Annotated in this window: 13 protein-coding genes; 3 read left to right on the top strand and 10 right to left on the bottom strand. The window is 66.4% G+C overall.

Annotated elements, in window-relative coordinates; translation table 11 throughout:
- Positions 1 to 4: 4 nt before the first annotated feature.
- Positions 5 to 2,146, bottom strand: coding sequence for a TonB-dependent receptor (locus F9Z44_RS09180; RefSeq protein WP_236574338.1), 2,142 nt, complete (start codon positions 2,144 to 2,146; stop codon positions 5 to 7).
- Positions 2,147 to 2,512: 366 nt separating this feature from the next.
- Between F9Z44_RS09180 and ahpC the strand changes: the two genes are divergently transcribed.
- Both ahpC and ahpF read left to right on the top strand, forming a co-directional pair.
- Positions 2,513 to 3,076 carry an alkyl hydroperoxide reductase subunit C gene (ahpC, locus tag F9Z44_RS09185; protein ID WP_159605455.1) on the top strand — a complete coding sequence of 188 codons (564 nt, stop codon included), beginning with the start codon at positions 2,513 to 2,515 and terminating at the stop codon, positions 3,074 to 3,076.
- 93 nt (positions 3,077 to 3,169) lie between these two features.
- Entirely contained in the window at positions 3,170 to 4,762 is a 1,593-nt protein-coding gene (gene ahpF, locus F9Z44_RS09190; protein ID WP_159605457.1) for an alkyl hydroperoxide reductase subunit F, read from the top strand.
- Between the two features lie 71 nt (positions 4,763 to 4,833).
- Here ahpF and F9Z44_RS09195 read toward each other — a convergent pair whose 3' ends face one another.
- The 9 genes from F9Z44_RS09195 to ppsR form a co-directional block, all read right to left on the bottom strand.
- Positions 4,834 to 5,859: a pre-peptidase C-terminal domain-containing protein gene (locus F9Z44_RS09195; protein WP_159605460.1), complete on the bottom strand. Its 1,026-nt coding sequence runs from the start codon at positions 5,857 to 5,859 to the stop codon at positions 4,834 to 4,836.
- A gap of 27 nt (positions 5,860 to 5,886) precedes the next feature.
- The gene (locus F9Z44_RS09200) at positions 5,887 to 6,936 is read right to left on the bottom strand and encodes a toll/interleukin-1 receptor domain-containing protein (protein WP_159605462.1); all 1,050 of its coding nucleotides are present in this window, start codon (positions 6,934 to 6,936) and stop codon (positions 5,887 to 5,889) included.
- A complete protein-coding gene (locus F9Z44_RS09205) occupies positions 6,933 to 12,551 on the bottom strand; it encodes a CHAT domain-containing protein (protein ID WP_159605464.1) in 5,619 nt (1,872 codons plus the stop codon). The genes F9Z44_RS09200 and F9Z44_RS09205 overlap by 4 nt, the downstream gene beginning before the upstream one ends.
- 36 nt (positions 12,552 to 12,587) lie before the next feature.
- Positions 12,588 to 13,529 carry an N-acetylmuramoyl-L-alanine amidase gene (locus F9Z44_RS09210; RefSeq protein ID WP_159605466.1) on the bottom strand — a complete coding sequence of 314 codons (942 nt, stop codon included), beginning with the start codon at positions 13,527 to 13,529 and terminating at the stop codon, positions 12,588 to 12,590.
- Positions 13,530 to 13,570: 41 nt separating this feature from the next.
- On the bottom strand, positions 13,571 to 14,476 hold the full coding sequence (locus F9Z44_RS09215) for a caspase family protein (RefSeq protein WP_159605468.1): 906 nt from the start codon (positions 14,474 to 14,476) through the stop codon (positions 13,571 to 13,573).
- A 110-nt stretch (positions 14,477 to 14,586) separates the two neighbouring features.
- The gene (locus F9Z44_RS09220) at positions 14,587 to 16,014 is read right to left on the bottom strand and encodes a serine/threonine protein kinase (RefSeq protein ID WP_159605470.1); all 1,428 of its coding nucleotides are present in this window, start codon (positions 16,012 to 16,014) and stop codon (positions 14,587 to 14,589) included.
- Entirely contained in the window at positions 16,011 to 16,763 is a 753-nt protein-coding gene (locus F9Z44_RS09225; RefSeq protein ID WP_159605472.1) for a metallophosphoesterase family protein, read from the bottom strand. The genes F9Z44_RS09220 and F9Z44_RS09225 overlap by 4 nt, the downstream gene beginning before the upstream one ends.
- 74 nt (positions 16,764 to 16,837) lie before the next feature.
- Positions 16,838 to 17,008: a hypothetical protein gene (locus F9Z44_RS22770; RefSeq protein WP_201450036.1), complete on the bottom strand. Its 171-nt coding sequence runs from the start codon at positions 17,006 to 17,008 to the stop codon at positions 16,838 to 16,840.
- Between the two features lie 141 nt (positions 17,009 to 17,149).
- On the bottom strand, positions 17,150 to 17,971 hold the full coding sequence (gene ppsR, locus F9Z44_RS09230) for a posphoenolpyruvate synthetase regulatory kinase/phosphorylase PpsR (protein WP_159605474.1): 822 nt from the start codon (positions 17,969 to 17,971) through the stop codon (positions 17,150 to 17,152).
- A gap of 156 nt (positions 17,972 to 18,127) precedes the next feature.
- Between ppsR and ppsA the strand changes: the two genes are divergently transcribed.
- A complete protein-coding gene (gene ppsA, locus F9Z44_RS09235; RefSeq protein WP_159605476.1) occupies positions 18,128 to 20,533 on the top strand; it encodes a phosphoenolpyruvate synthase in 2,406 nt (801 codons plus the stop codon).
- The last annotated feature ends 65 nt before the right edge of the window (positions 20,534 to 20,598 follow it).

Here is a 20,598-nt window from a genome sequence, read left to right on the forward strand (position 1 = left end):
AGCGTCAGAACAGCTTCTTCAAGGTCAACTGGACACTGCGCGCAGCACCCGGGACGTAGAAGCCGCGGTACAGCGAGTCGGCGTAGAGCTCGTCGGTCAGGTTGGTGACGTTGAGCTTGAGCGTGGTGGTTTCGGTGATCGTGTATTCGGCCATGGCGTCGAACGTGACGAAGCTGTCGGCCACGAGATGACGCGCGCCTTCCGGGCTCTGTTTGCCCCGGTAGTTCAGGCCACCACCGACGCGCAGCTTGGGCAACACCAGGTAGGTGGTCCACAGGCTGGCGCTGTGCTTGGGTGTGAGGGCGGGGCGGTCGCCCTGCACCTGTGCGCCCGTGCCGGCGGCGTTGCGAGCCACGTTGCTCTGGTCGATCTTCGCGCTCGGGATCCAGGTGTGGTTGTAGAAGATGTCCCACTTTGGCGTGATGCGACCGGACAGGTTGAACTCCATGCCCGCCGCGTGGCGCTTGCCCGAGAGCAGCTGTTGCTGGCTGGCGGTGTCCGGGTCGGTGTTGCGTTCGTTGTATTTCTCCGAGTAGAAGAGCGCCGCGCCCAGGGATGCGCGTTTTTCGAACAGCTCGAACTTGCCGCCGATTTCCAGGTTGCGGCTCTTCTCGGGTGGCGTGTTGGCGTCCCGGGTGTTGGGGGCGCCCGGCGTGAACTGGTAGGTGTCGCCCGAGGTGTTGAACGAGGTGCCGAACGACACGTAGTACGAGGTGTCGTCATCGGGCTGGAACGTGGCGCCCACGCGTGGGCTCCACAGGTTCGCCGACACATCGTTGGCCACGCCGGTGTTGGTCACGTAGGTGGCTCTGAAGTTGTCGTAGCGCAGGCCGCCGATGAGCTTGACGGTGGAGGTCAGGCTGACCGTGTCCTGCACGTACAGACCGATGTTGCGCGCATCGAAGGTGTTGAACGGCACGGCACCACGCAGGTCGGCGCGCGAGTCGCCGTCGTTGGGCGTGCCCACCGTGGTGGTGAGGCCGCTGTTGGCACCCGCGAAGCTGTTGGCGCGCCTGGCGTCGTCCTGGTAGAGGTCCAGGCCGGCGAGCAAGTCGTGCTTCTTGCCCAGGCCATTGAAGGTGCCCACAAAGTCGCTCTGGATCTGCGTGGTTTCACTGACGCCGATGCGGCCCTTGGGCGTGCGGCCGAGCACCGTGTTGGGGCCGAGGGTGGATGGCGAAACAGCCACGCCGCCAGGTTGTTCGGCCGCCGGGCGGAAACCGATCACGCTGGCCCACAGGTCGCGTTCGTAGCGGCCATGGCGCACGCGCGTTGTCAACGAGTTCTGGCGGTCAAAACGGTGGGTGTGACTGAGCGTGACGTAGTCGGCCGATGTGTTGAGGTGGTCGCTGGCCAGTCCGTAGTAGTTGCGCGCTGACAGCGTGGGCTGGATCACGCCGTTCTGGGTGAACCAGGGGTGGTTGTAGTTCGGCCGTCCTTCGGATTCCAGGTGGTAGAGGCCCACCGAGAACTCGTCGCGCGAGCCGATGCCCCAGCGGTAGGTGGGCGCAATGCCGCGCTTGCTCACCTTGGCTCCATAGTTGTTTTCCTCGTGCACCATGGCGTTGAGTCGGAAAGCCGAGTCTTCGCCGGTCATGAAATTGAAGTCGCCGGTCAGGCGGGCTTCGCGGCCGGTGCCCAGCGTGGTGGTCACCTCGTGCTGGTCCAGCAAAAACGGCTGCTTGCTGACCTGGTTGACCACGCCGCCGGTGGAGCCCTTGCCGAACAGCATGGACGCCGAGCCCTTGAGCACTTCCACGCGGTCGTTGTTGAAGGTGTCACGCTCGTAGAGCGCGCCGTCGCGGATGCCGTCGGTGTAGATGTCGCCGGCCTGGCCCAGCGAGAAGCCGCGCAGGCGCACGTCTTCCTCGCCCGTCTCGCCGGCCTGGAAAGTCACGCCGGCGGTGGTGCGCAGCACCTCGCGAAAGTCGTCGAGGTTGCGGTCGTCGATCAGGCGCTCGGTCATCACCGTCACTGATTGGGGGATGTCGCGCAGCGCCTGGTTGCCTTTGCCGATGCCGCTCTCGGTGGTGCGCAAACTGTTTTTGGTTTGCGGCACATCGGCCTGCTCGCGCACGGTAACGGTGGGCAGGGTGTCGGACGGTGTGCTTTGTGCCATGGCGCTCAGCGAGCCGGCCAGGAGCATGGCGCCCAAGGGCAGCACGGCCGTGGAAGCGGTCGAGTGTGTCGAAGAAGCGGGGCGGACGGGGGCTGGGCGGGAATGGGGTTTCCGATGGGACATGGTGGCAACAAGCTGAAGGGTTTTCGGCTGGCTGCACGCGTCTGCGTCCTGGCTGGCTTGAAGCGGCAATTGTATATATAACGAGAACGATTCGCATTAATATGTAATGCTGAAACTGGCTTCCATGCTGCGTTGCAACAGATCAGCTATCGATCGGATAGTGACTATCAATCCGTCTTATCGATAGACCTGAGCTATAGTCTGACCCATTGCTGCAGCAACAGCACCCTTTTCACCCTTCCCTGCAACTCCACACTTAAGGAAACCACCATGTCCCTGATCAACACCACCGTCCAGCCCTTCAAGGCCGAAGCCTTCCACAACGGCAAGTTCGTGCCCGTGTCCGACGCCAGCCTGCGCGGCGAATGGTCGGTCCTGATCTTCATGCCCGCTGCTTTCACCTTCAACTGCCCGACCGAAGTGGAGGACGCTGCAGACAACTACGCAGAGTTCCAGAAGGTCGGTGCCGAGGTCTACATCGTGACCACCGACACCCACTTCGCGCACAAGGTGTGGCACGAGACCTCGCCCGCCGTGGGCAAGGCCAAGTTCCCCCTGATCGGTGACCCGACCCACACGCTGACCCGCGCCTTTGGCGTGCACATCGAAGAAGAAGGCCTGGCACTGCGCGGCACCTTCATCATCAACCCCGAAGGCGTGATCAAGACCGCCGAAATCCACGACAACGCGATCGCTCGCGACGTGAAGGAAACCCTGCGCAAGCTCAAGGCCGCCCAGTTCGTGGCCAACAACCCTGGCCAGGTCTGCCCCGCCAAGTGGAATGAAGGCGCCAAGACCATCACGCCTTCGCTGGACCTCGTTGGAAAAATCTAAGCACCCCCGCAGTCTTTAGTACCGCAGACCGATGGGCCGCCTGGGCCCATCCACCAGCGGCATTGATGCCTCAACTTCATTCAGGAGATTTTCATGCTCGACACCAACCTCAAGACCCAGTTGCAGGCTTACCTCGGCAAGTTGCAGCGGCCCATCCGCCTGATCGCATCGCTCGACGCCAGCGCTGGTGCGGCCGAGATGAAAGAGTTGCTGCAGGAGATCGCCGAGCTGTCCGACCTGGTGAGCTTTGATGAGACAGGCACCGATGCGCGCAAGCCGTCGTTCGTGATTGCCCGCGAAGGCGAGGCCTCCGGCGTGCGTTTTGCTGCCATCCCGCTGGGCCACGAGTTCACCTCGCTGGTGCTCGCGCTGCTGTGGACCGGTGGCCATCCGCCGAAGGTTGAGGCCGGTGTGATCGATCAGATCAAAGGTCTGGAAGGTGATTTCCGCTTCGAGATGTACATGAGCCTCTCGTGCCACAACTGCCCTGACGTGGTGCAGGCCTTGTCGCTGATGTCCATCATCAACCCCGCCGTGAAGGCCGTGGTGATCGACGGAGGGCTGTACCAGGCCGAGGTCGAAGAGCGCCAGATCCTGGCCGTGCCCATGGTCTTCCTCAACGGCGAACTGTTTGGCTCGGGCCGCATGACGCTGGAAGAGATCGTGGCCAAGCTGGACGTGAAGTCCGACGAGCGCGAAGCCGCCAAACTCAACGCCAAGGACCCGTTCGACGTGTTGATCGTCGGCGGTGGCCCGGCTGGTGCAGCCGCCGCGGTGTACGCCGCGCGCAAAGGTATCCGCGTGGGCGTGGCCGCCGAGCGCTTCGGTGGTCAGACCAACGACACGATGGCGATCGAGAACTACATCAGCGTGCTGGAGACCGACGGGCCGAAGTTTGCTGCCGCGCTCGAAGCCCAGGTGCGCCACTACGACGTGGACATCATGAACCTGCAGCGCGCCGACAAGATCATTCCCGCCACCGAGTCGGGCGGCCTGGTGCGGGTGCAGATGGCCAACGGTGCGGTGCTGCAGTCGCGCAGCGTGATCCTGTCCACCGGTGCGCGCTGGCGCAATGTGAATGTGCCTGGCGAAGCTGAGTACAAGAACAAGGGCGTGGCCTACTGCCCGCACTGCGACGGTCCGCTCTTCAAGGGCAAGAGCGTGGCAGTGATTGGTGGTGGCAACTCCGGCGTGGAGGCCGCGATCGATCTGGCTGGCATCGTGAAGCACGTGACGCTGGTCGAGTTCGCCGACGCGCTCAAGGCCGACGCGGTGCTGGTGAGCAAGCTGAAAAGCCTGCCCAACGTGACCATCAACGTGAACGCGCAGACCACCGAGATCACGGGTGCTGGCGGCAAGGTCAACGGCCTGTCGTTCAAGGACCGCGTGAGTGGCGATGTGAAACACGTGGAGCTCGAGGGCGTGTTCGTCCAGATCGGACTGGTGCCCAACACCGAGTGGCTCAAGGGCACGGTGGACCTCAGCCGCTACGGCGAAATCGAGGTGGATGCCAAGGGCCACACCAACGTACCCGGCGTGTTTGCCGCGGGTGACTGCACCACCGTGCCGTACAAGCAGATCGTGATCGCTGCGGGTGATGGTTCCAAGGCCGCGCTCAGCGCCTTCGACTACCTGATCCGCCAGCCCGTGGTGGTCTCGGAAACGGCTGAGGCAGTCGCCGCCTGACAGCGACACGCTGAAGGAGAAAAGGCTTCGGGGAGCCGAAGCCTTTTTCATTTTCGGCGAGCACAGACCGTTCAGGTCCTTCGCACCTTCACCGAGTAGTTCCCCATGCCGCTGACCTTGTTGTAGTGGCGCACCTGCACGTAGTAGCGGCCCGGGATGAGGTTTGAGCGGATCAGCGCGTTGGTCTCCACGCCGCTGTCGTCGTCCTCGGCAATCACCGCGGTGGGGCTGTCGGGGCCGAAGAGTTTCATCACCACGTCGGTCGGACCCAGGGTGTCTACGGTGTGACTGCCCCCGGTCTTCACGTTGAACTGGAACAGGTCTTCCTCGCCCGCCTTGCCGATGGCGGCCGAGGTGCGGCGCAAGGCGCCTATCGTCAGCTCTTGTGCATCGAGCAGCGTGGGTGCGGTCTTGGGGTAGGCCTTGGCGCCCCCGATGAACGCCTTGTCCAGCGCGGAGAGCACAGGGTTGGCGCGCGTGCCCACGCCGCTCTGCACCCAGCTGCCCGGAAAGAAATACAGCATCACCGAGTCGGGGTCGAAGGTGGTGCCGTTGACCTGATCGGCCCGGTACTTGTTCAGCACGTTGTGTCGGATGGTCGCTTCGGTCCAGTTGTTGGGTGGGCCCGAGAGGTCGCGGATCACGGCGGCTTCGTTCCACTGGATGCCGCCCGCCGGGTTCTGGTGTTCGTGTGCCAGGCCAATGGCGTGGCCAAACTCGTGCGCCACGGTGCCGCCGTCCATGAAGCCCAGGTTCATCGTGGGTTGGTCCAGCGGAATGCTGCGGTTGTCGGTGCCCACGTAGGACCACGCACCCTTGCCCGGGTCGAAGCTGATGCGGATCTCGGCATCCGCAGCGTTGTTGAAATCGAAATGCAGGTTGGCGTGGGCCGTCCACCACAGCGCCTGCTCGCGCACCTTGGCCTGCTGTGCCGCGGTGCCGCCGATGAAGCGCACGCGCAGCGTGCTGCCGTTCATCCAGAGCTTGCCCAGCGGCATGACGGCACGCGTGCGCCCTCGGCTGCGCACCGTGGGCTGGAACTGCATGAGCTCGGCGGGCAGCACGCGCTGGGTACAGACGTGAACGAGTTTGGTCATGGGGGCCTCCTTGGGTTGTCGGTGGGGTCAGGGTTGTCGCACGAGCCGCAGCGGGGTTTCGGCCTGTTCGCCGTTGCTCCAGAGCTGGCCGGTGAGCTCTTGGCCGTCGGCGCTGGCCGTGAGCACCACGCTGCCGGTGTCCAGTGGCCCGCGGCCGTCGCCGGTGGTGGCCTGGTAGGGAATCTCGATGCGCGGCACGCCCATCACGTCGGCGAGCACGCCCTGGCCCACATAGCGCACGTCGGTGACGATGAGGCCCTGGTCGCGAACGCTTTGCGCGTAGGCCTGCCACTTCGGGTACCCCGCGATGGGGAAGGCGTCGGTCTGCAACTCGATGGTGCCATTGCTCACGGTGAACTGCACCCGCAGGCGCCGGTTGTCCTGGTCGATCGACCACCACAGGCCCGAGACATCGCGAGCGTTCTGACCCGGCGCAGGTGCTGGTGATGCGGACGGTGCCGACGCGGGCAGGGGAGCCTCGTTTTCCTCGGGTAGCAGCAGGCCGATCACCACCAGCCCCACGAAGATGCCACCGATCCACATGAAGCCGCGTTGCATGCGCAGCATCCAGCCGCGCTTCGTGGGGTCCTCCTTGCGTGGGGGCGTCGTCAGCGGATGGATGCCGTGGCTGGCGAGGTCGGCCACGATCTTGTTCAGGTCGTCGGCCCAGTCCTCGGTGCGCAGCTTGAGCGCGTGCGACTCTTTGAGGAACCTCAGCGGTGCTGGAATGTCGGTGGTTGCGGGCATCAACATGCCCTCGGTCAGCAGCGGGATGATGGTCGCGCCATGGCCCTGGGCGGTGAGCACTTCACCCCGGATGGGATCGTCGTCCCGGTCGACGCGCCTGCCACCTTCGGGATGCACCATACCCAGCAGATCGGGTGTGATCAGCAGCAGCACCACCGGCCGCGTGCCCAGCGCAGCCAGGATGGCGCTGCGCCACGAGTGCCCGCCCCGCAGGTCCTGTTTGTCGAAGAACACCTGGTCCTCGCCGTAGAGCCGGCTGAGGTCGGCGCACAAACGGTCTGCGTCCTTCTTGCCGTCGGACGACCGGTAGCTGATGAAGATGCGGCTCATTCGGCGGCGTAGCGGTTCAACACGCTCAGCAACTCATCGGCGGCCTGCCGGTCGGCGCGGGTGACGCCCTCGAGATGCGCCAGCACAAAGCCGAGCTGATCGGCGACCGAGGCCCACATCCAGGCGGTGCCGGCGCGTTGGTGCATGTCGTCGAAGCTGGTCAGGATGTTGGGCAGCTGCGCCTCCAGCGCGTGGCTGGCCAAGGCTTCGTAAACGCTGAGTTCGGGAATGCCCACCACGCTCCAGAAGTCCGGGTCTTCGCGTTGTTTGAGCTCCAGGCTCTGGCGCACACGCTGCAGGCGCTCGGCGCCGAAGCCGGCCCACTGGCGATCACGCCCGCGCGACAGCAGTTCGGCCGCCACCAGGTTCAGCGCGGGGTAGAACAGGTCGGCCTGGCCGCCTTGCAGTGCCAGGGCCTCGGCCCGGCGGTAGTGTTCGGCCATGCGGTCGATGGCATGGGCCTTGGCTGCGGCCGCCGAAGCACCCGCCATGCCTTCGAGCCGGGCCATGCGTTTCCAGGTCGAGCCCAGCAGGCTTTCGCGTTCCACCGTGGGCGACAGCGTGACCAGCGCGTCCAGGATGGCAATGGCCTGCCCGATCTCCTTGCGACCCTGCTCCACGAGTGCTTTCAGCGCCGCCGGCCGTGACCCGTTGCGCCCCGCGGCTTCCAGCCGCGTCCAAGCCTGGCGCGCACCGAGGTTGGCCAGTTGCTCGTTGGCCTTGACAGACGCGCTGCTGTCGTTGGCCGCCACCGCGCGGCGGTACCAGTGCAGCGCTCGCTCGATGTCGCGCGCAGCGGCCCAGGCCACACCAAAGGCTTCGGCCACTGCGCCCATGCCGCCCCATTCGCTGTCAAAACGGGCTTCCAGGTAGCGGATCTTTTCGCGTTGCGATTCGGGTGCGGCGCCCTGGGTGGCGCTCTGCACCGCCAGGGTTTCCAGGGCCAGGGCCAGCGCCACCGGTGAAGCAATGCCGGCGTACAGCTTGGACAGCGGAGGAGGGGTGCGGCGCGTGTCGGTCTCGTTGCGCTGCCAGACCCAGTCGGGGTCGCCGTAGCACTGGTAGGCGGCCCAGGTGTTGCCTTGCGGGTTGGCGTTGTAGGCGGCCACCCGCCCGGCCTGCACCGCGTCCATGAAGCGCTGGCCCGAGAGCAGTGCGCGGTAGAACTCGGTGGCAAACAGGTTCGCTGCGTCGTCTTCCACAGCCCAGCCTGCGGCCACCACACAACGCACGCCGATGCGGATCAGTTGCTTGGCCACGCCAGCGGCGAACTGCGCACGGTCGTAGCCGCCCTTGAGCAGCTTGTCAGGGTCGGCGGCGAGGTGGCAGCAGTTGAGGAACACCAGCTCGGGCACGACCCGCATGGCCTGCACTTCGCGTGGGCCGAGAAAGGTGTTGTCGCTGAGCACCACGCCGCGCAACAGCGGTGGCTTGCCCGGGCGCAGGAGTTCGGGTTCGCCATGGCCGGCGATGTGCACGATGCGGTAGCGCCGCGCCAGCAGCGCGGTGGTCACGGCGGCGGCGTCGGGTCCCAGGCCGTCGTCGGGCGCAATCAAGGCATGCACGCGGGATGCGTCGAGCCCAAGCTGTCCGCTGAGTGCTTCCACTACCGCTTCAGCTTCCACCCGCGCGGCCGGCAGCGGTGGGTAGAGCGCCGGGTCGCTCAGCGGCTCTCCGATCACCAGCACGCAGTCTTCCAGTCGTGCGTCGCTCACCTGGGTGCGGAAGGCGACGGTGCGCAGGCGGCGCAGCAGCTTGTTGCGGATGGCCCAGGGCGCCTCGGGCCCGCCGCGGCCATCGTCGGGCGCGTCCAGCAACTCCCACGGAATGGCGGCCGTGCCGTCGTCGAGTTCCAGCAGCAGCTCGCTGGTTCCACTGAGGCTGGACTCCATCTCCACCGGCACCAGCAGCTGGAACAGCGTGCGGCCGATGTTGCGGTCGCGGTTGGCGTCGTTGGAGGCGCGCCGCACCAGCTCACCCACCAGCCGTGCCTGCGTGGCCTGGGCGCGCACCTCGGCGCGGGCGCGCTGGGTGTCCAGTGTGTAGACGATGCTGGGTTCACCCGTTTCGTCGGTCACGGTCACCGCGCTGATGAAGTCGTAGGCGGTGCCGCGGTAACCGTTGTCCAGTGTCCTGCGCAGCGCCCCCACGCCCGAGACAACGCAGGGAGACAGGACGAAGTGGTCGGGCGATGCCGCGCACAGGAGGGTCAGCGCGCCCCAGGCCTCGGTGGCCCGGTCGAGATACAGCTCCACCAGGCGCAGGTGGCTCACCACCGGCCAGCCACCCGCGCTGAGCTTTTCATTGGCCTCGCGCACGCCTTGCGCCACGGCCTGGGCCGACGTGCTCACGCTGATGCCGCTGCCGCCGCTGCCGATCATCGTGGCGGCCAGCTCGAACTGGGTGGCACCTCCGTCTGGCGCTTCGGCCACCCGCTGTGCCCAGGCCAAGGTGGCCTGGCGCACCGTGTGGGTGATTGCCGCACTCTTGAGCTTGCCCTCGGAGCCCAGGCCTGCCACCACCACATGAGGCGGGCGGGGCAGGGAGAGGGGGCTGTCCGGATCCTGGCGGTTGTTGACGAAGATCTGGTGCGTGCCCGGCGCTTCCGGGTAGAGGCCGGCCGCCAGTGATGCCGACATGACGCCACCGATGAAGCGGTCGACCACCGCTTCGCTTCCACTGAGGGTGGACGAAAAATAGTGGCCCACCAGCAAGGGCGAACTGATGAACTTGAGGTTGGCGTTGTGCACGCTGATGCGCAGCGCACTTTGTGGTGCTTCGGTGCGGATGGGCGCCTCGGCAGCCAATGCAAGCACATCACCCAGTCCCGTGGGGGGCTGCATGACCGTGCTGCGCTGTCTCGATGGGCGGCTGCGCACCAGTGCCGGCACGGCGCCGCCACCGCTGCGCGCGAGGGGCAACGCGCCGACCAGGGGCAGGCGCTGTGTGTCGCCGTGCTGCAGCAGTTCAAGGTAGGCGGCAAATGCGGAGGCCGCATCGGGCAGACCGCCGTGTTCGCAGTCCACCTTCCAGGCGCGCACGCCGGGCAGCAGGGCGCTTTCCAGCGTCACCCGACCGTCGCCACCATCGGGCTGGTCCAGATAAACCAGGCCCTCGCGCGCGTCGATCTCGAAGCTGGCGGGTGTGAAGCGGGCGTGACCCACCACCATCAGCAGCCGGTCGCGAAAGCCGGGCAGTGCGGCATCGCGTTGCTGGTCCAGTCGGCGGCGCAACGCCACGGCCCGATCCAGCACCTCTTGCGACGGCACGCCCCAGCGGTAAATGGCGCGCTGGCTCTCCACGCTGTGCCAGAAGTTGGCGTCCTCCAGCGTCTTCATGTCTTGCGTGGCCAGCGCCTGCCAGCGCTCGCTCTGGGCCAGGCCCAGCGCGGGATCGAGCAGACCGGCCTGCAGCTGCAGGAAGCCCGGCATGGCCGCCATGAGACGGCGCGCCTTGTGGTCCTGAAACGGCATGCCGAAGGCTGAGAGCGCGTTGCCCATGGTGTCGTCGCCCGAGAGCACCTGCATGGGGGCGAACGAGCCGCCGTTGGGCGTGCCCAGCATCAGCATGCGCGAGCCCGGGCGTTCCAGCCAGCGCTGCCACACGTCGGGGCGCTCCAGCTGCGCGGTGCGCGCCACCAGCCCGCCCATGGAGTGCGCGAGCAGTCGCACGGGCTGGCCGCTGGTGGCGCGCGCGGCCAGGGCCTGGTCCATCACGTCGGCCAGTCGGGCGGCTTCTTCTTCGATGGGGCGGCGCCAGTCAAATGAGAACTCGATGACCTCATGGGTGTCCGAAAGGAAGGTGGCCAGGTCGTCGTAGACGCTGCCGATGGCGCCATCGGGCAGCACGCGCCCGCCTTCATCGGGGTAGGCCAGGCGGCCCAGGCCGCCGAGAATGCGCGCACTCAGCCAGACGCGCTTGCCGTCCACGGCAAGGTGACTGCCCAGGATGCCCGGCAGCATGATCACTGCGGGCCGTTCGGAGGCGGGCGGCGCACCAGCCGAGCGGGGCATGCCGCGCAGGCCGTCGCTGGAGCTGCCAGCCCACGACATCGGACCGATCGGCTGGAAGCCCGCAGGGTTGTCTTGCACCAGGGCGTTGCAGATGGCTTCGGCCGAGCGCGGTTCGCTGAAGTAGCTGAAGTGGGTCACCTTGCCACCGCGCTCCAGCACAAAGGTGGCCGCCGCATGACCACCGGCGGGCGCGCGTGGCGTGCCGCCGTACATCGACCGGGTCTGCACCACGAGGTCGTTGTCGGTCCAGTAGAACGCGTCGGCCAGCAGGGTCTTGACCCACGAAGTGATGGAGTCGCCCTGGATGTCGCCCGCCACCACGCGCAGCTGGCCTGGCAGTGGTCCGGCGTCTGTGCCTTCGCTGGCGTGCAGCCACTGCACCAGCGGGCTCTGCGGCATCATGCATTCGAGGCCGGGCATCAGCGTGGGGTCGGTGCGCTGGCTGGCCACTTCACCAATGAAATCGATCAGCGTGGGTGCCACCGGAATCGCGGCCAGCTCAAACGACCACTTGAGCACCGACACGTAGGCATCGAGCCGTTGGGAGGCCAGGAGCGTGCCGCGAGAAGGGCAGGCCACGCGCACCACGCGCTCCACGCGGATGTCGCGCCCCTTGAGCGCGGCAGCCAGGTCACGCAAGGCTTTCAACTGGTTGCGGTGGTCTGGCGCCTTGAACGGGGCGAGCGATTTCTCATCGAGATCGGGTCGCGCACACACCCTGGCCAGCACCTCGGCCACCAGCCCGCCGCGCGAGTGGGTGAGCAGGTGCAGGCGCGCGCCCTTGGGCAGCGAGCGGACGAGCAGCAGGGCGTTGTCGATCGGGCTGGCCGTGAGCGTGGGATGGTCGAAGCCGTAGACACGGTTGCCATAGCGCGCAAACAGCTCTCGCACCTTGTTCGGGTGGTGCTGCCACAACTTGCCGAAGGTGCCATGGGTTTCCGAGAACGTGCCGTGCAGCAGCACGAGCAACGGTGAGTCGGTCGGCGTGGGAGGGGCGAGCTGTGTGAGCCGCTGGCCATTGCCCTTGAGTGCGGTGGCAAAGCTCTCCGCCGACAGCGGGTACAGGCCGGCCTCGACCTGGTTGTCCACCCGTGCCGCGATCTTGGCGGCCGTGATGCGCGAGGCCGGCTCCAGCAGCAGGCCGGTGACCACCTCGACGGCCGAGAGCAGCACGTCGCCCAGGCGCCCACGCGAGGCGCCGCGTGAAGCCCCCGCCTGCTCCAGGCCTTGCCAGCCGAGCTGCGCGGGCACGTTGATTTCGGTGCTGGCTGCGCTGGCGCCGGAGCGGCTGCGTGGTTGTGCTTCAACACCGCTGCGCGTGAGGCCCGACTGCGCCAGCATCAGGTCGCGCGCGGTCTCGGGGTGCAGCATGAGCGAGGGGCCGTTGGTGATGTGCAGCACCACCGCATCGAGCCCGGGGCGGGCGGTGAGCCGAACCACGTCGCTGCTGCCACGGGTGGCGCCCACCTGCACACGCTGCGTGGTCTGCCCGCGTCCGCCAAAGCTGGCCGAGGAACCCGATGCTCTGCCGCGCGTGGCGGCCAAGGCGGTCTGCTGCTGACCGCGAACGATGAAGGTGATGGGGTCGGATGCGGTGGTCATGGAGGCACTTTCTGCAGCGGGTGCACGTGCCTGGCGTCAGCGCCGGGCGCGGGTGGTGGTTTTCTTGGCAGGCGCGGCCTGCTTCTTGGCCGGGGCGCTGGCCGCCGTGGTGGCCAACGGCACGGCGCGCTGTGAGCGCGAGAGCACACCGGCCTGGGAGCGCGTGGCCGCCTGGCGCGCCACGAAGTCGTTGCACACCCAGCCTTCCAGGTCGGTGGCACCCACCACAGCCACACGGCTCCAGCGATCCTGGGGTTCGAGCAGCACCAGCTCGGCACCACGCTTGAGCGCGGGCGCGACCTTGGGGAAATCGGCGCTCGGACCACTGCGGATGTTCAGGCTGGCCGCCGTGACCACCAGCCGCACCGCCACATCACCGCCACGGCCCAGGGCGCGGGCCCGCACGGCGGCCAGCGGGAAGGCCGGGCCGGGATCGACCTTGCGCCCGCGTGCGATGTCTTCGTGGCCCAGCACGTCCTGCAGGCTGTAGTGCGCCACCAGCGCCTCGCAAAGTTGCAGCGCGCGTTCGATCTGCACCTCGGTGAAGTGGTGCCAGGGCCGCACACCACCGCCGTGGCGGTGTTCGGCCACCACCACCTCGTTGTCAGGGTAGGCCTTGCCGAACCAGGAGACACAGCGTTCGCCCTCGCGGTGCAGCAGGCCGGCGTTGTCCATCTCGATGCCGATGGCGTGGTGGTTCAACCCGTCGATGCCGTTCCACTGGCTCACGCCGGCGTGCCAGGTCACGGTGTTGAACGGCGCGAGCTGCACGATGCGCCCATCGCGCCCGAGCACGATGTGCGCCGAGGCATTGCCCTGCGGCTTCTTCGTGCACAAGGACTCCACCGAACTCTCCAGCGTGCGCCCGGCGGTGTAGTGCAGCACCACGAACTGCGGGCGCATGGTGCCGCCCACGTTGGGTGTGGGCCGGAAGCTCACGTCGGGGCCGGTGAGGCGGTGGTTCTGTATGCCAAGCATGAAATCCTCCCGAGGACAACAACGCAGGAACGCGACAGCAATCAGAGCGAGAAGGGCGCCTGTTTGAGAAAGGCCGCCGCCGGCCCCAGCGTGAACAGATTGGGCGATTGCGTGGGCGGCAGGCCCGCGCGCACCCGCGCATGCAGGCTGGCGTAGCTTCCCTTGAAGCTGCCGTTGTTCCAGACGCTGAGCAGTTGTTCGGTGAACGCGCCGTTGTGGTCGCCGTCCATGGAAAACTGGTTGTCCTGGCAACCCGAGATCAGGATCACCGCAGGGTGGAAGTCCTTCACGATCGCGGTGAGCCGCTCGCTCACGGTGACATTGCCCAGGGCCGTGTCGGGGTCGGTGACCTTGCCGCCCGCAGCCTTGGCCACGTCGTTCTGCAGCTGGTCGTAGAAGGCCTTGTGTTCCCCGTAGACGCGCAGGGCCACGGAGCGCGGCATGATGCGCGGGCGCTGCTCCGGCGTGCCCGGGGCAGGTCGGGCGGCGCGCACCACGGTGCCGCTGTGGCAGCTGTCGGACAGCACCAGGATGCGCACACCCGCCTTGAAACGGCTGAGCTCGTAGTACAGCTCGTCGTCGATCAGCTGGCCGTCGAACAGGCACCAGGTCTCGTCGAGCTTGTCGGGTTCCTCGCCGCTCACGTCGGGCACCTGACCACCGTGGCCAGAGAACGTCATGAAGAACAGGTCGCCAGCGGAGAGCGCCTTGGCCGCCTTGCGGACCGCCGCGAGGAAGTTGGCGCGCGTGGCCTTTTTGGTGATGAGCAGGCTGCTCTTCATGCCCTGGGCACTGGAGATCGCCGCCATGTCGTGGGCGTCGAACTCGCAGGCTGCCAGTGGCCCGCTCCAGCCCGCATAGTGGGCGGCGCTGACCTCATTGAGGCCGATGTGCAGTGCCAGGGCTTGAGGCCCCTTGGCGGCGTTGACGTTGGTCTTGTTCGCCATGATCACTCCCCCTCATCACGTTTCAGAATGTGAATTCCGTCACGGATTCTGGTGGCTCATCCCGCAAGACGCAACCTATTTATGTAATCAGTTGTCAATGCGCGCCCGATTCAGTCAGCCAGACGTTCGAACGGGAGGTGCGGTTTGACCAGTATCACGGTGCACGGCGCGGACATGGACACTTTGATGGGGACGGTGGACACCCAGCGTTGCAGCGGCAAGCCGTGGGTCGCAGCGCCCATCACGATGGTGTCGACATGGTTGCCCTGCGCATACCGCACCAGCGCATGCGCAACGTCGCTCGCTTCCAGCACGTGGCAGGACACCGGATGCACATCGAGCGGCTGCGCCCATTGCATCAGCCGCGCAAGTTGGCGGCGGTGGGCATGGGTCTCGCTGTCCTGCTCGCGCGTGGGGGCCGCGTCCAGTGGCGGAATCACCGTGACGCAGGCCAGCCGCGCACCGGGACGTGCGTGCAACTGGCGCGCGACCGTCTCGCGCAGGGAATAAAGGGTGGCATCGCTGACGTCGGTGTGCGCGATCGCCACCATCAGGATCGGCACGCTCTGCAGGTGGTGGGCTGGCTTGGGACTGGGTTGGTAGTGTCGTCCCGCGGCCCTGAACCAGCGCGCCGCATGCGCTCGCAAGCTCGTGCCCCGCGTGCGTTGGCCGCGCTCCGTGACATGTACCTGATCGGGGTGCGAGAGTTCGAACGCCAGGTGCGCCGCCGAAGGGTGGCGATCGGCGGCGACAGGCTCCAGGCAACGCAACAGCACTTCCTGCAACCAAGGGGGCAGGTCGGGGCGCAAGGCCCGCGGAGGTTTCGGGTCCATCCACAAACGCTGCCGCAGTCCGCCGGTGGTTTGTGGCTCGCCAAAGGGCAGTTCGCCGGTGGCGAGTTCGTAGAGCACCACGCCGACGGCAAACAGATCGCTGCGAGGGTCGCCACGCACGCCCACCACCTGCTCGGGGGCTATCCAGGCGGGGGAGCCCACCGCCAGGCGCAGCTCTTCGGCCAGGAGGTCGGGAAAGTCGGCATGGCAGGAGAGGCCGAAGTCCAGCAACACGGCGGTGCCATCGGGTCTGATGAGCACGTTGCCGGGTTTGATGTCGTGGTGGCAGACGTTTTGCCGGTGCAGGCTGTGCAGGGCATGGGCCAGTGCAGAGCCCAGTCGGGCGATCTCGTCGGGCGGCAGCGTCGAGCCGTGGTCTGACGGCCTCAGCCAGCTCTCCAGGGTGCGTCCTTCAATGCGTTCCATGACGATGTAGGGCACCTGCGTCAGATCGCCAGCGGCCACGAAACGCGGGACGTGCGGCCCCGTCAGCACCTCCAGCAACTGGTGCTCGATCTCGAAACCCACGATGGTCTCGGCCCCGTCGCCCACCGTCATGCGGGGCACTTTCATGACCATGGGGAATCCGGGGTCGTGGCGGTCGTCGGCGTACGTGACTCGGTAGATGTGCGCCATGCCGCCGGCATGCACGCATTCGCCAACGACGAACCCGTCCAGTGCTGTGCCCGGTGTCAGCAGTTTCATCGTCCTTCTTCCAGCCGTTTCGCGAAGTACTCCGGCAGGCCCGCCCGCCTCACCGCAGCGGCGGCGCCGGCATGGTCGTAAGGTACGCGGTGGAAAGTGAGGCGGGCTTGAGCGGCGTCAAACAGCGCGTACATCGCCAGTGGCTGACCATCGCGCGGCTGCCCGACCGAGCCGATGGTGGCGATCCACCGCCGGTGGGCCGGCGTGGGAATGGCCACGCCCGGGGTGGGCGCAAACGCCATCAGTCCGTGGCTGCGGCCCTTGTAGTACAGCGTCTGGTGGTGAACGTGGCCGCCGAAGACGTAGCGCACGCCGGGATGCCGTGTGGCCGCATCCAGGCTGGCCAGCGCGCTGCGCTCGTCATCCACGTAGCGCCATTGCTCCGGTGCTTCGGCGCTTGCGTGCACCAGCCAGCAGTGGCCGATGTGGCCGGTCAGGGGCAGCGACGCGAGGAAGGTGCGCTGGTCCGCCGAGAGTTGTTGGTGGGTCCACAGCGAGGTGGCATCTTCCAGCCGCGCGCCTTGTGCAGACGGTGCCACGGCCAGGGCATCGTGGTTGCCTTTCAGCACCAAGGCGCCGTTCGCGGCCAGTTGCACGACCCGGTCGATCACGGCGCAGGGGTCTGCGCCGTAGCCCACGAGATCGCCCAACAGTGCGTACCGAGTGGCGCCTTGCTGCCGGGCGTGCGCCAGGCAGGCGTCAAGGGCCTGCAGGTTGGCGTGAAGATCGGAGAGCAGCGCCAGTTTCAAGGGGAGACCTTTCAAGCCGCGCGCACCAGCGCGGGATTCCCCACCTCCGTCACGGCCCGGGGGCCGTCCTGCCCTTACTTGGGTTGGCTGGCAGGCGCCGGGCTAGCGGGGGCCTGGCTTTCCGCGGGGGCGGGGGAGGCATCGACGCCGTGCTTTTCTCCACCCATGTCGATGTCACCACCCTTCATGAGTGCGAACAGGCTGACGGCGGCAAACAGGACGAAGGCGATGAGGATCTTGATCATGGTGTTCGGTGGCGGATGCCACAACATGCACGGGGGCATGGGTTGCAAGGAGGGGCAGAACCCGAAAACCGATTCTTTTGGTTCAAGCTGACGTCGCTCTGACGGGCGGGGTGCCGCCGGTCCTTGCGGGTCGGCGCGGGCTCAGTACTCAAGACGCTCCGGCCGGATCTCCTGCAGGATCGTTGTCGCGATTTCTTCGATGGATTTGGTCGTCGTCGACAACCAGCGGATGCCCTCGCGGCGCATCATGCCTTCTGCCTCGCTCACTTCCATGCGGCAGTTGTCCAGGCTCGCGTAGCGGGAGTTCGGGCGGCGCTCGTTGCGGATCTCGCTCAGGCGATCGGGCGCGATGGTCAGGCCAAAGATCTTCTTGCGGTGTGCCACCAGCGCGGGCGGCAGCTTGCGGCGCTCGAAGTCCTCGGGGATCAGCGGGTAGTTGGAAGCCTTCAAGCCGTACTGCATGGCCAGGTAGAGCGAGGTCGGCGTCTTGCCGCTGCGGCTCACCCCGACCAGGATCACATCAGACCCCTGCAGGTCCTTGTGGCTCTGGCCGTCGTCGTGCGCCAGCGAGAAGTTGATGGCCTCGATGCGGTCGTTGTAGGCCTTGCTCTTGGACGCATCGGAGAAGCGCCCCACGCGGTGGTTGGACTTGATGCCCAGCTCATGTTCCATGGGCTCCACGAAGGTGCCGAACATGTCGAGCATCATGCCGTTGCAGTGTCCTTGAAACACCGCGAGCACCTCCATGTTGACTACCGTGGTGAACACCAGCGGGCGCTTGCCCTCGACCTCGGCGGTGTGGTTGATCTGGCGCACCGCCTGGTGGGCCTTGTCCACGCTGTCCAGAAACGGCAGGCGCACGCGCCGCACCTCGGTCTCGAACTGGGCCAGCAGGGCGTTGCCGAAGGTTTCGGCGGTGATGCCGGTACCGTCAGAGATGAAGAAGACCGTTCTGTTGGGCATGGGGCGCGTCCTTACAATACCGGGTGTTGTGTCGGGGCCATTATCCGTGGCGCCGCCGTCTCATTTGCCTCCCTGCCCGGTGCCAGACCCACAACAGAACAACAGGTCACCAGCCCCGCATGGACACCCCGGTTTTTCAACCTTAGGAGTTTTCCCATGTCCCACCTGTTTGGAGTGACCGATCTGGTCGTGCCGTTCGAGCACCTGCGAATGAGCGATGTCGAGGCCGTCGGCGGCAAGAACGCCAGCCTCGGCGAGATGATCTCGCAACTGCCCACCGGCGTGAAAGTGCCCACGGGTTTCGCCACCACGGCACACGCGTTCCGCGAATTCCTTCAATACGACGGCCTGACCGAACGCATCAACGCGCGCCTGGACGCACTGGACACCGAAGACGTGCGCGCCCTGGCAGAGGCCGGTGCCGAGATCCGCGCCATGGTGGAAAACCAGCCGTTTCCGGCCGATCTGGAAAAGGCCATCCGCGAAGCCTTCGTGACGCTCACCAATGGCAACGCCACCGCCTCGTTCGCCGTGCGCTCGTCGGCCACTGCCGAAGACCTGCCCGACGCTTCGTTTGCCGGCCAGCAGGAGACCTTCCTCAACGTGATCGGCATCGAAGAGGTGCTGCACAAGATGAAGGAGGTGTTTGCCTCGCTCTACAACGACCGCGCCATCAGCTACCGCGTGCACAAGGGCTTTGCCCACGCCGACGTGGCCCTGAGCGCCGGCGTGCAGCGCATGGTGCGCTCCGACCTGGGTGCCGCCGGCGTGATGTTCACCATCGACACCGAGAGCGGCTTTGAAGACGTTGTCTTCATCACCAGCAGCTATGGCCTGGGTGAAACCGTGGTGCAGGGCGCCGTGAACCCCGACGAGTTCTATGTTCACAAGCCCATGCTCAAGGCGGGCAAGCGCGCGCTGATCCGCCGCAACTTGGGCAGCAAGTTGATCCAGATGGGCTTTACGTCCGAGGCAGAGAAGTCGGGCGACGGCGCGCTCAAAGGCAAACTGGTGAAGACCACCGATGTGCCGGTGGAGCTGCGCAACCGCTACAGCCTGACCGACGCCGACGTGGAGCAACTGGCGCGCTACGCGATCGTGATCGAGCAGCACTATGGCCGCCCGATGGACATCGAGTGGGGCAAGGACGGCGTGGACGGTCAGCTCTACATCCTGCAGGCCCGCCCCGAAACGGTGAAGAGCCAGAGTGTGGGCAAGACCGAGGTGCGCTACAAGCTCAAAGGCAAGGGTGCGGTGCTGGCCAGCGGCCGCGCGATTGGCCAGAAAGTGGGCACGGGCCCGGTGCGTCTGGTGCACAACATCAGCGAGATGGACAAGGTGCAGCCCGGCGATGTGCTGGTGACCGACATGACCGACCCGAACTGGGAGCCGGTGATGAAGCGGGCCAGCGCCATCGTCACCAACCGAGGCGGGCGCACCTGCCACGCGGCCATCATTGCGCGCGAGCTGGGCATTCCGGCGGTGGTGGGTTGTGGCGACGCGACCGAGCTGCTCAAGGATGGCACGTTGGTCACGGTGAGCTGCGCCGAAGGCGACACCGGCCACATTTACGACGGCCTGCTGGAGACCGAAATCACCGAGGTGCAGCGTGGCGAGATGCCACCGCTGGACGTGAAGATCATGATGAACGTGGGCAACCCGCAGCTCGCGTTTGACTTTTGCCAGATTCCCAACGCCGGTGTCGGTCTGGCGCGGCTTGAATTCATCATCAACAACAATATCGGGGTGCACCCCAAGGCGATCCTGGACTACCCGCAGATCGACGCCGATCTGAAGAAGGCGGTGGAGTCGGTGGCGCGCGGCCATGCTTCGCCACGCGCTTTCTACGTGGACAAGGTGGCTGAAGGGGTGGCCACCATCGCGGCGGCATTCTGGCCCCGGCCAGTCATCGTGCGCCTGTCGGACTTCAAGAGCAACGAGTACCGCAAGCTGGTGGGTGGCTCGCGCTACGAGCCCGACGAAGAGAACCCGATGCTCGGCTTCCGTGGCGCAGCGCGCTACATCAGTGAAGATTTCCGCGAAGCTTTCGCCATGGAGTGCGAAGCGCTCAAACGCGTGCGCGAAGACATGGGCCTGGACAACGTGCAGGTGATGGTGCCGTTTGTGCGCACGCTGGGCCAGGCCAGGCGCGTGACCGAGCTCATGGCCGACAAGGGCCTCAAGCGCGGCGAGAACGGGCTGAAGGTCATCATGATGTGCGAGATCCCGAGCAACGCGGTGCTGGCCAAGGACTTCCTGCAGTACTTCGACGGCTTCTCCATCGGCTCCAACGACCTGACCCAGCTCACCCTGGGGCTGGACCGCGATTCCGGTCTGGAGCTGCTGGCGCACGACTTCGACGAGCGCGATCCGGCCGTCAAGGCGCTGCTGAGAATGGCCATCGGCGCCTGCAAGGCTGAAGGCAAATACGTGGGTATCTGCGGCCAGGGCCCCAGCGACCACCCCGACTTTGCGCAGTGGCTGCGCGACGAAGGCATCAGCTCGATCTCGTTGAATCCGGACTCGGTGGTCGACACCTGGCAGCTGCTGGCCAAGGGCTGACACCAGCCGGGCGCACCGAGGCCCCAGGAAACACCTAGGCGTCGCAAGGCGCCGAGATGCGATGA

Origin of the sequence: Hydrogenophaga sp. PBL-H3 (assembly GCF_010104355.1) — a bacterium.
In the GTDB taxonomy this organism is placed as follows: Bacteria; Pseudomonadota; Gammaproteobacteria; order Burkholderiales; family Burkholderiaceae_C; genus Hydrogenophaga.

What these genes read in the sequence shown, in the direction of transcription:
- F9Z44_RS09215 (WP_159605468.1), bottom strand. Translation starts at nt 14,476, where the DNA reads ATGGCGAACAAGACCAACGTCAACGCCGCCAAGGGGCCTCAAGCCCTG.
- ppsR (WP_159605474.1), bottom strand. Translation starts at nt 17,971, where the DNA reads ATGCCCAACAGAACGGTCTTCTTCATCTCTGACGGTACCGGCATCACC.
- ahpC (WP_159605455.1), top strand. Translation starts at nt 2,513, where the DNA reads ATGTCCCTGATCAACACCACCGTCCAGCCCTTCAAGGCCGAAGCCTTC.
- F9Z44_RS09200 (WP_159605462.1), bottom strand. Translation starts at nt 6,936, where the DNA reads ATGAGCCGCATCTTCATCAGCTACCGGTCGTCCGACGGCAAGAAGGAC.
- F9Z44_RS09180 (WP_236574338.1), bottom strand. Translation starts at nt 2,146, where the DNA reads ATGCTCCTGGCCGGCTCGCTGAGCGCCATGGCACAAAGCACACCGTCC.
- F9Z44_RS22770 (WP_201450036.1), bottom strand. Translation starts at nt 17,008, where the DNA reads ATGATCAAGATCCTCATCGCCTTCGTCCTGTTTGCCGCCGTCAGCCTG.
- F9Z44_RS09210 (WP_159605466.1), bottom strand. Translation starts at nt 13,529, where the DNA reads ATGCTTGGCATACAGAACCACCGCCTCACCGGCCCCGACGTGAGCTTC.
- ahpF (WP_159605457.1), top strand. Translation starts at nt 3,170, where the DNA reads ATGCTCGACACCAACCTCAAGACCCAGTTGCAGGCTTACCTCGGCAAG.
- F9Z44_RS09205 (WP_159605464.1), bottom strand. Translation starts at nt 12,551, where the DNA reads ATGACCACCGCATCCGACCCCATCACCTTCATCGTTCGCGGTCAGCAG.
- F9Z44_RS09195 (WP_159605460.1), bottom strand. Translation starts at nt 5,859, where the DNA reads ATGACCAAACTCGTTCACGTCTGTACCCAGCGCGTGCTGCCCGCCGAG.
- F9Z44_RS09220 (WP_159605470.1), bottom strand. Translation starts at nt 16,014, where the DNA reads ATGAAACTGCTGACACCGGGCACAGCACTGGACGGGTTCGTCGTTGGC.
- ppsA (WP_159605476.1), top strand. Translation starts at nt 18,128, where the DNA reads ATGTCCCACCTGTTTGGAGTGACCGATCTGGTCGTGCCGTTCGAGCAC.